General features: G+C 61.9%; 10 protein-coding genes. 7 read left to right on the forward strand and 3 right to left on the reverse strand.

Annotation, left to right across the window (positions count from 1 at the left end; genetic code table 11):
* Positions 1-55: 55 nt before the first annotated feature.
* The 4 genes from HX898_RS13455 to HX898_RS13470 all read left to right on the forward strand — a co-directional run bounded on the left by HX898_RS13455 (position 56) and on the right by HX898_RS13470 (position 4,880).
* Positions 56-763 (forward strand): ABC transporter ATP-binding protein, encoded by a 708-nt coding sequence (locus HX898_RS13455; RefSeq protein WP_180194863.1) that lies wholly within the window; start codon positions 56-58, stop codon positions 761-763.
* Positions 760-3,303, forward strand: coding sequence for an ABC transporter permease (locus HX898_RS13460; RefSeq protein ID WP_180194864.1), 2,544 nt, complete (start codon positions 760-762; stop codon positions 3,301-3,303). The genes HX898_RS13455 and HX898_RS13460 overlap by 4 nt, the downstream gene beginning before the upstream one ends.
* Positions 3,304-3,483: 180 nt before the next feature.
* Positions 3,484-4,212 carry a Bax inhibitor-1/YccA family protein gene (locus tag HX898_RS13465; RefSeq protein WP_012759353.1) on the forward strand — a complete coding sequence of 243 codons (729 nt, stop codon included), beginning with the start codon at positions 3,484-3,486 and terminating at the stop codon, positions 4,210-4,212.
* A 110-nt stretch (positions 4,213-4,322) separates the two neighbouring features.
* Positions 4,323-4,880, forward strand: coding sequence for a GNAT family N-acetyltransferase (locus tag HX898_RS13470; RefSeq protein ID WP_180194865.1), 558 nt, complete (start codon positions 4,323-4,325; stop codon positions 4,878-4,880).
* Between the two features lie 6 nt (positions 4,881-4,886).
* On the opposite strand, the gene HX898_RS13475 is transcribed toward HX898_RS13470, so the two are convergent.
* From HX898_RS13475 to acnA, 3 genes are all read right to left on the reverse strand, one after another.
* Positions 4,887-5,288 (reverse strand): DUF2794 domain-containing protein, encoded by a 402-nt coding sequence (locus HX898_RS13475; protein WP_129422205.1) that lies wholly within the window; start codon positions 5,286-5,288, stop codon positions 4,887-4,889.
* A gap of 370 nt (positions 5,289-5,658) precedes the next feature.
* Positions 5,659-6,399, reverse strand: coding sequence for a thioredoxin family protein (locus HX898_RS13480; RefSeq protein WP_003543652.1), 741 nt, complete (start codon positions 6,397-6,399; stop codon positions 5,659-5,661).
* A gap of 236 nt (positions 6,400-6,635) precedes the next feature.
* Positions 6,636-9,326: an aconitate hydratase AcnA gene (gene acnA, locus HX898_RS13485; RefSeq protein ID WP_180194866.1), complete on the reverse strand. Its 2,691-nt coding sequence runs from the start codon at positions 9,324-9,326 to the stop codon at positions 6,636-6,638.
* A gap of 262 nt (positions 9,327-9,588) precedes the next feature.
* Between acnA and ccmA the strand changes: the two genes are divergently transcribed.
* The 3 genes from ccmA (at position 9,589) to HX898_RS13500 (ending at position 11,929) form a co-directional block, all read left to right on the forward strand.
* Positions 9,589-10,233, forward strand: a complete 645-nt coding sequence (ccmA, locus tag HX898_RS13490) for a heme ABC exporter ATP-binding protein CcmA (RefSeq protein ID WP_180194867.1) — start codon at positions 9,589-9,591, stop codon at positions 10,231-10,233.
* Positions 10,234-10,459: 226 nt separating this feature from the next.
* Positions 10,460-11,119, forward strand: coding sequence for a heme exporter protein CcmB (gene ccmB / locus HX898_RS13495; RefSeq protein WP_171600215.1), 660 nt, complete (start codon positions 10,460-10,462; stop codon positions 11,117-11,119).
* Between the two features lie 48 nt (positions 11,120-11,167).
* Complete coding sequence (locus tag HX898_RS13500; RefSeq protein WP_138389440.1) at positions 11,168-11,929, forward strand: heme ABC transporter permease; 762 nt, start codon at positions 11,168-11,170, stop codon at positions 11,927-11,929.
* The last annotated feature ends 2 nt before the right edge of the window (positions 11,930-11,931 follow it).

Consider the following 11,931-nt stretch of genomic DNA (forward strand, 5'->3'; position numbering starts at 1 on the left):
GGCGAAGTGCCGTTATGCGGCCATTCGATTACGGACATATATAGGGCGATTTCTGTTGGCAAAAACCATTATCGAGTTGAAGGGCGCCGATCTGACCCTTGGTAGCGCAGCCGCCTCCGTCCATGTGCTGAAGGGCATCGATCTCGATATCGCGGCCGGTGAATCCGTTGGCATCGTCGGCCCTTCCGGTTCCGGCAAATCGACCCTGCTGATGGTGCTTGCCGGGCTGGAAAGGCTCGACAGCGGTGAAATCAACATCAACGATACGCCGCTCCATAGCCTCAGCGAGGACCAGGTCGCCGATTTCCGCGGCCGCAACATCGGCATCGTCTTCCAGTCCTTTCACCTGATCGCCAACATGACGGCGCTGGAAAACGTCGCCGTGCCGCTCGAGCTCGCCAATGTCAGCAACGCCTTCGAGATCGCTCATCGCGAGCTGAAATCGGTCGGGCTCGGCGAACGGCTGCACCACTATCCCGGTCAGCTTTCCGGCGGTGAACAGCAGCGCGTGGCGATTGCCAGGGCGCTCGCCCCCTCGCCTGCCCTGCTGATCGCCGACGAGCCGACCGGCAATCTCGACACCGAGACCGGCCGCCAGATCGCCGACCTTCTGTTCTCCAAGCAGGCTGAACGCGGCACGACCCTGCTTCTCGTCACCCACGACGTCTCGCTCGCAAACCGATGCTCGCGCCAGATTCGCGTCCGCTCCGGCCGGATCGAAGGCGACAGCGCCGCCCGCCGCACCGAAGCGGCGATCGCATGAGGATCATCACGCCACGCGTCTCGCTCGCTTTTCGCCTGGCGCTGCGCGAGCTGCGCGGCGGCATCCGCGGCTTCTACATCTTCCTTGCCTGCATCGCGCTCGGCACCGGCGCCATTGCCGCCGTTAATTCCGTTTCGCAGTCGATCACCGACACGATCGCCTCGCAGGGGCAGGAACTGCTGGCCGGCGACGTCCGTTTCGAACTCAACAACCGCGAAGCCACGCCTGAGGAAATCGGTTTCCTCGAAGGCCTCGGCACCGTTTCGGTGTCGACAGGCCTGCGCTCGATGGCCCGCAAGCCTGACGGGTCCGATCAGGCGCTGGTCGAGGTCAAGGCCGTCGACGACGCCTACCCGCTCTACGGCAAGTTCGTCGCCGAGCCGAACTATCCGCTTGCAGCACTACTTTCGGGCCAAAGCGGCACCTATGGCGCGGTCGCAGCCCCGCTGCTTCTCGATCGGCTCGGGCTCGCGGTCGGCGACGAATTGCTGCTCGGCAACGTCAAGCTCAGCATCACCGGTACGGTGAAAACCGAGCCGGACGCACTGTCGGAAGGTTTCGGCTTTGCGCCGCGCCTGCTTGTCAGCCGCCAGGCGCTCCAAGCCTCCGGGCTGATCCAGACGGGAAGCCTGGTCGAACATGCCTACAAGATCCGGCTGGATGACAAGGCCGCGATGTCGGGCATCCAGGCGCGCGCCTCGAAGGAATTCCCCTCCGCCGGCTGGGCGATCCGCACCAGCGACCGTGCCGCGCCCTCGCTCACCGAAAACATCACCCGCTTCTCGCAGTTCCTGACGCTGGTCGGCCTCACCGCGCTGATCGTCGGCGGCGTCGGTGTCGCCAATGCAGTGCGCGCCTTCCTCGATTCCAAACGCACCACCATCGCCACTTTCAAATGTCTCGGTGCGCCGGCGCAGGTCGTCGTTCTGATCTATCTCTTCCAGATCGCCATCATCGCTCTCGGCGGGATCCTGATCGGCCTCGTCATCGGCGCCCTGTCGCCGATGCTTGCCGCGCAATTCCTGGCACAATTCCTGCCGGTCTCGACCGTGCCGACCCTCTATCCCGGCGCCCTGCTGCTGGCGACGCTCTTCGGCATCCTGACGACGCTCGCCTTTGCCATCCTGCCGCTCGGCCACGCTCGCGAAGTGCCTGCGACCGCGCTGTTCCGCGAGCAAGGCTTCGAGGCCCGCCACCTGCCCTCCTGGCCCTACATCCTGCTAGCCGCCCTGTTCATGGCCGCCCTTGCCGGCCTTGCCATCCTCACCGCCTATGACCGCTTCATCGCCGTCGTCTTCGTCGGCGCGATCGTTTTCGCCTTTGTCGTCCTGCGCCTGGTCGCCGCGCTGATCGCCTGGCTCGCGCGCCGCAGCCCGCGCGTCAATTCGCCGGCGCTGCGGCTTGCGATCGGCAACATCCACCGCCCCGGCGCACTGACGCCCTCAGTCGTGCTCTCGCTCGGCCTTGGCCTCGCATTGCTGGTGACGCTGACCCTGATCGACGGGAACCTGCGCCAGCAGCTGACCGGCCGCATGAACGAGGGTGCGCCGAACTTCTTCTTCGTCGATATCCAGAGCGCCGAGGTCGGCGCCTTCCGCGATCTCGTCCAAGGCCAAGCGCCGCAGGGCAAGCTCGTCGAAGTGCCGATGCTGCGCGGCCGGATCATCGCCTTCAACGGCGAGGACGTCACCAAGATGAACGTGCCGGCCGCCGGCCGCTGGGTGCTGAACGGCGATCGCGGCATCACCTATGCCGAAAACCTGCCGGAGAACGCCGCCCTCACCGAAGGCAAATGGTGGGACAAGGATTACAGCGGCGAGCCGCTCGTCTCCTTCTCCTCGGAAGAGGCGCATGAACTCGGTCTCAAGCTCGGCGATACGGTGACCGTCAACGTGCTCGGCCGCAACATCACGGCGAAGATCGCCAATCTGCGCCGCGTCGAGTGGGAATCGCTGTCGATCAATTTCGTCATGGTTTTCTCGCCGAATACCTTCCGCGGCGCCCCGCATGCGTGGCTGGCGACGCTGACCGATCCCTCTTCGACACCGGCCGAAGATGCGGCGATCCTGAAATCCGTCACCAACACCTATCCGACGATCACCAGTGTGCGCGTCAAGGACGCGATCGATATCGTCAACCAGCTGGTCGCACAGCTCGCGACCGCAATCCGCGCTGCGGCCTCGGTCGCCCTGATCGCCTCGATCCTCGTCCTTGCCGGCGCGCTTGCCGCCGGAAACCGGGCGCGCACCCACGATGCGGTGGTGCTGAAGACGCTCGGTGCCACGCGCGCCATGCTGATCCGCGCCTTCAGCTACGAATATCTGATCCTCGGCCTCGCGACTGCGATCTTCGCGCTGATCGCCGGCAGCGTCGCCGCCTGGTTCATCGTCGCCCGCATCATGCGTCTGCCGTCGACCTTTCTGCCCGACGTGGCGGGACTGACGCTTGTGACCGCGCTCGTCCTGACCGTCGGCATTGGCCTTATCGGCACCTGGCGCATCCTCGGGCAGAAGGCGGCCCCCGTCTTGCGCGAGCTTTGACCGGGCAGCGGCACCCAAACCCTTCACCTTACGGCGATTTAACCGACCGAGCCTTTGCAAGCCTCTTGTTTGCAAAGGGCGAAAGCCTCATATTATCCGCAGGCATGCTGGAGCTCCGCAGCGGCGCCCGGGTCGAAAACCCCGACACCGTATTTCCATCGGAGCTTGTAAGAGGAAACTATGGCTGATCTTCGTAACTATCAAAGCCGCGCTCAGACCGGCGAGATGATTGATCAAGGCCTGCGCGCTTATATGCTCAAGGTCTACAACCTGATGGCGCTGGGTCTGGCGATCACCGGTGTGGCCGCATATCTGTCGTTCCAATTCGCCTTCGCCAATGGTGAGCTGACCGCTTTCGGTCAGGCGATCTATGTGAGCCCGCTGAAGTGGGTGGTCATCCTGGCGCCGCTGGCTCTGGTGTTCTTCCTGAGCTTCCGGATCAATACGATGACGGTGGCCGCCGCCCAGACGACCTTTGCGGTCTACGCTGCGCTCGTCGGCCTGTCGCTCTCATCGATCTTCCTGATCTACACGGGCCAGAGCGTCGTTCAGACCTTCTTCGTCACCGCCGCCTCCTTCGGCGCGCTGTCGCTTTACGGCTACACGACGAAGCGTAACCTGTCGGCGATGGGCTCGTTTCTGATGATGGGTCTGTTCGGCCTGATCATCGCCTCGATCGTCAACATCTTCCTGGCGTCGTCTGCCGTGCAGTTCGCGATCTCGGTGCTCGGCGTGCTGATCTTCGCAGGCCTCACCGCCTACGATACGCAGCGGATCAAGGAATTGTACCTGGAAGCCGATGACGTCGCCGTGGCCGGTCGCAAGGCGATCATGGGTGCGCTGACGCTCTATCTCGACTTCATCAACCTCTTCATGTTCCTGCTGCAGTTCATGGGCAACCGTAAATAAGCAGGGCAGACTGAGATCGAAAAGGCGGCTTCGGCCGCCTTTTTTGTTGCGTAGGCTTTCACGGAATGGTTTTAGAAAGCCCTTGCCGCCCTTATGGATATGCTGCTGAAATGTCCTTCCTCCTGCGCGATGCTTCGAACGCCGATATTCCCGCCATTGCCGATATCTATCGCGAATCGGTCCTGAACGGCGTCGCGAGCTATGAGATCGTGCCGCCCTCCGAGGCCGAGATGGCGCAACGTTTTGCGGCCATCGTCGGCCAGCAATATCCCTATATCGCAGCCATCGGCACGGACGGGGCCTTGCTCGGCTACGCCTATGCCTCGGCCTTCCGCACGCGTCCTGCCTATCGCTGGCTGGTCGAGGATTCGATTTATCTAGCGCCGCAAGCCCGCGGCCGCCGTATCGGCAAGGCGCTGCTCGCCGAACTGATCATCCGCTGCACCACCTGCGGCTTTCGTCAGATGGCGGCCGTCATCGGCGGCGCCAGCCCCGCATCGATCGCGCTCCATCGCACGGCCGGCTTCGAGGAGGTCGGTCTGATGAAGGGCACCGGCTACAAGCACGGCCGCTGGCTGGATACGATGTTCATGCAGCGCGCGCTCGGCGAAGGCATGAGCACCGATCCGGACCCGTCCGTCTATCCCGGCACGCTGTTTAACGGCTGATATGGCTTACTTGTCGACGAGCTTCAGGGCCTTGTCGAAGACCTTCAGCACCTGGTTCAGCTCGTGACCACGCTTCAGGATCGTGCCATTGACGCTGATCACGGAATAGGCGCCCTGCTTGGCGGCGAGCTTCGGGTTTTTCTCGATGCGGAAGAGCGGCATTTCGCCGGAACGCTTGAAAACGGAAAAGACCGCCCTGTCCTTCAGGTGATCGATGGCGTAGTCGCGCCATTCACCATCACCGACCATCCGGCCGTAGATCCAGAGGATCGCGTCCAGTTCGCGCCGGTGGAAGGTCACCGGAAGCGGGTCCTTGCTTTGTTTGTATTCCCTGAGATCGACGACGACTGAGGAACTGTGGTCGACGGAACGGCTTTCGCCGTGTCGCAAATCCGGCTGATCTGTCATCAGTCTCACAAGGCCTCCACATGTGACAGGAGGGTGACAGTTTGCCCGAGCCGCCGCAAATTGCAAGAGTGCCAGCCGTCACATTCCGCCGCACGTCTCTCGCGCAAGGACGCTGTAGCACTTTGAGTCAGCGCATCATGTCTTGCGAAAGTTGGGTTCGATTTTCGGAAAGCATGATGCGCTGGACAGGTCAACGCTTTCTCCGCAGCGCCGCATTTCAGTCAAAACAGCGCCTCATTTGCAGGAGATTTATGAATTCCAGTTTGGCGCCAGCGCGCCAAAGGGCCCGGCGGAGCGTATCGACCTTAACCCCAGCCCCGAATACGCTCGGCCGGGCCGCCCCAGCACTTCATCCGCAACCGGATGAATCTCAGATATTTTTGCCAGCCATCACCACGGTCGCGCCAAGGATCGCCGCCGGATCGCCGTCTGCGGTCGCCGATTGCAGCAGGATGGCGCAGCCCTCGAGCTGCGGCCGCTGCAGGACGCTGGCCGGCAGCGTCAGACTGGTCGCCTTGCCGTCCCACATGCCGACGGTTTCGACATTGGTGACGCTGTGCAGATAGGAGATCTTCTGGCCGCTGTTCTCGCCTTTTTCGACGTCGATCGTCTTTTCCTTATCGAAATAGACCATGACGACATTGGCTTTGCCCTGTCCCGCGCCGATCTTGATCTCCAGCTCGTCGCCGCGCATCGCGGCACTGATCGGAACGGTCAGCCCGTTGCCTTCGCTGCTATAGGTGTCGATCTTGCTGTTGATGCCATTCAGATCGGCGCCGGCCAGATGGTCGCGTCCATTGACGATGGCCTGCGGCGTGTAGACGTTGCTGCGGCCCATCGTTTTGGCATAGCCATACTGCCGCTCGGTGTTTTCCTTGGAGCTCAGCGTATCGGCCCAGCCGAGATAGTTCCAGTAATCGACATGATAGGCGAGCGCAATGACATCGCCCTGGTTCACCAGCTTGCGGAAAGCGGCATCAGCGGGAGGACAGGAGGAGCAGCCCTGCGACGTGAAGAGTTCGACGACACCTTTCGGCGTGCCGTCTTCGGCCTGTAGCGGGCCTGAGAGAACAACGCCGGCAATCAGCGGAATCAAAAAACGGGGGGACATTCACCTGCACCTCTTTTTCAGCGCCGACGGCATGTTTGAACCGGGGGCCCTGACATATGAACGTACGAATAATCCTTCCGGGTCCAAACGAAAAGTCACGAACGGGTGAGACGTAGCTCGACGGGAACTTGCATAAAACAAATCATCGTGAGCCCGTCCAAATACTGTCGTCGCACCAAAGAAAAGCCGCCGGAGATTGCTTTCCGGCGGCTATTATCAAATAAGTCTCTTAAAAATCAGGCAGCGAGATCGCGCAGAACCGTCTGCAGGATGCCGCCATTGTTGAGGTAGATCACCTCGTCGAGCGTATCGACGCGCGACAGCAGCGGAACCTCCTTCACGGTGCCGTCGCCATAGGTGATCCTGGCGATCTTCTTCTCGCGCGGCTTGATCTTTTCCAGACCTTCGATGGTGACGAGTTCGTCGCCCTTGAGGCCGAGGCTCTGCCAGGTCGTGCCCTCTTCGAAGACGAAGGGGATGATGCCCATGCCGACCAGGTTCGAACGATGAATGCGCTCGAAGGACTGGGCGACCACCGCCTTGACGCCGAGCAAGTTGGTGCCCTTGGCAGCCCAGTCGCGCGAGGAGCCGTTGCCGTATTCGACACCGGCGAAGATGACGAGCGGCACACCTTCCTGCTTGTACTGCATCGCGGCGTCGTAGATCGAGGTCTCTTCCTTCGACGGGTAATGGATGGTGTAGCCACCTTCCTTGCCGTTCGGGCCGAGCATGTGGTTGCGGATGCGGATATTGGCGAAGGTGCCGCGCATCATCACTTCATGGTTGCCGCGGCGCGTGCCGTACTGGTTGAAATCGGCAACGGCGACGTCGTGGTCGATCAGGTAGGCGCCGGCCGGCGATGCCGCCTTGATCGAACCGGCCGGCGAGATGTGGTCGGTGGTGATCTTGTCGCCGAACAGGCCGAGGACGCGGGCGCCCTTGATGTCGGAAACGCCGCTGCCCTTCTTGCCCATGCCGACGAAGTAGGGCGGGTTCTGCACATAGGTCGAATTGTCGTCCCAGGCATAGGTCTGGCCCGGCGGGATCTGAACGGCCTGCCAGTTGACGTCGCCCTTGAAGACGTCGGCGTACTTGCTTTCGTAAAGCTCGCGGGTCACGTATTTCAGGATGAATTCCTGAACTTCCTTCGAGGTCGGCCAGATGTCCTTGAGATAAACCGGGTTGCCGCTATGGTCCTCGCCGATCGGCTCCTTGGTCAGATCCGTTTGCACCGTACCGGCAAGCGCATAAGCGACGACCAGCGGCGGGGATGCGAGATAGTTCGCCTGCACGTCGGGCGAGATGCGGCCTTCGAAGTTGCGGTTGCCGGAGAGAACGCCGGAAACGATGAGGCCCTTGTCGTTGATCGTCTTCGAGATCGGTGCCGGCAGCGGGCCGGAATTGCCGATGCAGGTGGTGCAGCCGAAGCCGACGAGGTTGAAGCCGAGCTTGTCGAGGTCGGCCTGCAGGCCCGACTTGGCGAGATATTCACCGACGACTTGGCTTCCAGGTGCCAGCGAGGTCTTCACCCACGGCTTCGTCTTTAGGCCCTTGGCAACGGCGTTGCGGGCGAGAAGGCCGGCGGCGATCAACACTGACGGATTGGAGGTGTTGGTGCACGACGTGATGGCAGCGATCGCCACGTCACCGTGGCCGAGATCGAAGTCGGTGCCTTCAACCGCATAGCGGTTGTTCAACTGGCCGGGCTTCTTGTAGTCGGCATCCATGGAGCCGGCAAAACCGGTCGCGATATTCTCAAGCGAAATGCGGCCTTCCGGACGCTTCGGGCCGGCCATCGACGGCACGACGTCGTTAAGATCGAGTTCCAGCGTGTCGGTGAAGACGAGCTCGGAACCATCGCCCTCGCGCCACATGCCTTGCGCCTTCGAATAGGCTTCGACGAGCGCGATCCGGTCATGCGTGCGGCCGGACATGGTAAGGTAATTGATGGTTTCGACGTCGACCGGGAAGAAACCGCAGGTCGCGCCATATTCCGGACCCATGTTGCCGATCGTCGCGCGGTCGGCGAGCGGCATGTTGTCCATACCGGGGCCGAAGAATTCGACGAACTTCGAAACGACGCCCTTCTTGCGCAGCATCTGCACGACGGTGAGAACGAGGTCGGTCGCCGTGACGCCTTCCTTGAGCTTACCGGTCAGCTTGAAGCCGATGACTTCGGGCAGCAGCATCGAGACCGGCTGGCCGAGCATCGCAGCTTCCGCTTCGATACCGCCCACACCCCAGCCGAGAACGCCGAGACCGTTGATCATCGTCGTGTGGCTGTCTGTACCGACGCAGGTATCGGGATAGGCGATCGTCTCGCCGTCCTCTTCCTTGGTCCAGACGGTCTGGCCGAGATATTCGAGATTGACCTGATGACAGATGCCGGTGCCGGGAGGCACGACGCGGAAATTCTTGAAAGCCTGCTGGCCCCACTTCAGGAAGCGGTAGCGCTCGCCGTTGCGCTGGTATTCCAGCTCCACATTCCTGGCGAAAGCCTGCGGCGTGCCGAATTCGTCGACGATGACGGAGTGGTCGATGACGAGATCGACGGGAACAAGCGGATTGATCTTCTCGGGATCGCCGCCGAGCGACACCATCGCGTCGCGCATCGCGGCAAGATCGACGACGGCGGGAACGCCGGTGAAGTCCTGCATCAGCACGCGCGCCGGGCGATAGGCGATTTCGTTTTCGACCGCACCCTTGTTGTTCAGCCATTCGGCGACAGCCAGGATGTGTTCCTTGGTGACCGACTGGCCGTCTTCGAAGCGCAGCAGGTTTTCGAGCAGCACCTTCATCGAATAGGGAAGCTTCGACACGCCGGCCAGACCGTTTGCCTCAGCCTTGGGCAGGCTGTAATAGACATAGTCCTTCCCGTTGACGGAAAGCGTGGAACGACAATTGAAACTGTCAAGAGATTTAGACACGAGATACCCCGTTTCTGATAGCCAACACAGTCGTGCGAACGCCTATGCACTTAATGCACATCAGGATGCGGGTACGGCCATTTCCGCTGTCCGCACGTGGAACAGACGCTCCAAGTTCGGCGCAAGGATGAAATTCACGCCGACCGCTGGCGTGGTTGCAGGTCTTATAGATAATTTCCTAAAAACTTGCCATACCCGAGCACAGTCAAAATCGGACATTTTTTGACCCCGCTGCAAGCCGAAACCAGGAAAGAGCCGACGCATGCATCTCACCGCCGAAAATCTGGCTGCAAGGCGCGGTGAGGATCTCATTTTCGTTAACATTTCCTTTCACTTGGCGGCCGGCGAGGCGCTTGTCCTGACCGGAAAAAATGGATCGGGAAAGTCCACTTTGCTGCGTGTCGTCGCCGGCCTCCTCAGGCCGGAAAAAGGCACTGTCATATTTCACTGCGAAAAGAGCCTAGGAGGCAGGGATCCCGGCGAGGTCAGCCACTACCTTGGCCATCGAAATGCGATGAAGAGTGAACTTACGGTTGCAGAAAACCTCGATTTCTGGCGCACCTTTCTCGGCAATACAGGCTCCGCCGCCCTTTCCGTCGAGGACGCCACTGACGCCGTCGGTCTTTCCGGCATCACCCACCTTCCCTTCGGTTATCTCTCCGCCGGCCAGCAGCGCCGGATAGCCTTCGCCAAGCTGCTCGTCGCCCACCGCCCCGTCTGGATCCTCGACGAACCGACCGCCGCACTCGACGCCAGCGCCGACCGGCTGTTTGCCGATTTGATCATGACGCATCTGGAAAAGGGCGGCATCGTGCTGGCGGCAACGCATCAGCCCTTGGGGCTGAGGAATGCGCAGGAATTGAAGATGACGGGCTTTGCCGGCGTGGATGCGGGGATATGGGGTTGATGTATCTCGGTGTGGCTACCCCCCTCTGCCCTGCCGGGCATCTCCCCCACAGGGGGAGAGATCACAAGCTGCTCAGCTTTCCCGCCTCGCAACCGGATTGCCGATTTGGATGGCCGATTGTTTGGGGAAGCAAGAGCATCCAGCCGATCTCCCCCCTTGTGGGGGGGATGCCCGGCAGGGCAGAGGGGGGTGCCCCGTCCACCGCACATCTAGAGAGCTGCCCCGCATGACCGCCCTCTTCTTCCGCGACCTGAAACTCTCGATTCGCGCTGGCGGCGGTGCGCTGATCGGCGTGCTGTTCTTCCTGACCATCGTCGCCGTCATTCCCTTCGGCGTCGGTCCCGATCTCAAACTGCTGTCGCGCATCGGCCCCGCCATTGTCTGGATCGGCGCGTTGCTCGCCGCCCTTCTCGGCCTCGACCGCCTGTTCCAGGCCGAGCGCGATGACGGATCGCTCGACTTGATGCTGATGCAGGAAACACCGCTCGTCCTCACCGTGCTGGTCAAATGCTTCGCCCATTGGACGGCCACCAGCCTGCCGCTGGTCATCGCCTCGCCGCTGCTCGGCCTCTTCATGAACATGGACGAGACCGCGATCGGCGCGACCATACTGACGCTGCTAGTCGGCTCGCCCGCCATCACCTTCATCGGCGCCGTGGGTGCTGCCGTTGCCGTGGCGCTGCCCCGCGGCGGCCTGCTGGTCTCGATCCTCGTGTTGCCATTGACCATCCCGGTGCTGATCTTCGGCGTCAGCGCCACCTATGCCGCAGTCGAGGATCCCGCCCCCTTCCTGCCGCCCTTCCTGATTCTTATTGCGCTGACACTCTTCTTCGCGGTCATCGGCCCGGCAGCCGCCGCCCTGGCGCTGCGAAACACAGCGGATTGATGGGGCGTTCGATTGCGGGAAAAGCCGGATCAAGGTAAGGAAGCGGACATGAGCGAAACGAGCCTTGCCATCAGCAAATTCAGTGATCTCGCCAACCCGACGCGGTTTCTGGCGCTGGCGGCGCGCGCCATTCCGTGGCTGACCGGCATCACCGCCCTCTGTTTTATCGTCGGTCTCTATCTGAGCTTCGCCACCGAAGGCGATTACCAGCAGGGCGAGACCGTGCGCATCATGTATGTGCATGTGCCCTCGGCCTGGCTTTCGATGATGTGCTATACGATCATGAGCCTCTCGGCGATCGGTACGCTGGTCTGGCGCCATCCGCTGGCCGATGTCTCCGCCAAGGCCGCTGCCCCGCTCGGCGCCGCCTTCACCCTGCTCGCGCTCGTCACCGGTTCGCTCTGGGGCAAGCCGATGTGGGGCACCTGGTGGGTGTGGGATGCGCGGCTGACCTCCGTCTTCGTCCTCTTCCTGATGTATCTCGGGCTGATTGCGCTCGGCCGCGCCATCGATGATCCGTCGAAGGCCGCGCGCGTCAGCGCCGTGCTCATCCTCGTCGGCTTCGTCAACATCCCGATCATCAAATTCTCGGTCGAGTGGTGGAACACGCTGCACCAATCGGCAAGCGTGCTGCGCCTCGACGGCCCGGCGATCGATCCGGAATTCCTGCGGCCGCTCTTCGTCATGGCGATCGCCTTCACCCTGCTCTTCTTCACGCTGCACATCATGGCGATGAGGAACGAGATCTGGCGCCGCCGCATTGCCGCCCAGCGCCGTCTTGCCGCCCGCATGGCGAGCCGGGAGGATTAATA

Origin of the sequence: Rhizobium sp. WYCCWR 11128, from assembly GCF_013416305.1 — a bacterium.
GTDB lineage: Bacteria > Pseudomonadota > Alphaproteobacteria > Rhizobiales > Rhizobiaceae > Rhizobium > Rhizobium indicum.

Bases quoted from the DNA above. Each gene is read 5' to 3' on its own strand.
- HX898_RS13460 (WP_180194864.1), top strand. From the start codon at position 760: ATGAGGATCATCACGCCACGCGTCTCGCTCGCTTTTCGCCTGGCGCTG.
- ccmB (WP_171600215.1), top strand. From the start codon at position 10,460: ATGACCGCCCTCTTCTTCCGCGACCTGAAACTCTCGATTCGCGCTGGC.
- HX898_RS13465 (WP_012759353.1), top strand. From the start codon at position 3,484: ATGGCTGATCTTCGTAACTATCAAAGCCGCGCTCAGACCGGCGAGATG.
- HX898_RS13470 (WP_180194865.1), top strand. From the start codon at position 4,323: ATGTCCTTCCTCCTGCGCGATGCTTCGAACGCCGATATTCCCGCCATT.
- HX898_RS13500 (WP_138389440.1), top strand. From the start codon at position 11,168: ATGAGCGAAACGAGCCTTGCCATCAGCAAATTCAGTGATCTCGCCAAC.
- ccmA (WP_180194867.1), top strand. From the start codon at position 9,589: ATGCATCTCACCGCCGAAAATCTGGCTGCAAGGCGCGGTGAGGATCTC.
- HX898_RS13480 (WP_003543652.1), bottom strand. From the start codon at position 6,399: ATGTCCCCCCGTTTTTTGATTCCGCTGATTGCCGGCGTTGTTCTCTCA.
- HX898_RS13475 (WP_129422205.1), bottom strand. From the start codon at position 5,288: ATGACAGATCAGCCGGATTTGCGACACGGCGAAAGCCGTTCCGTCGAC.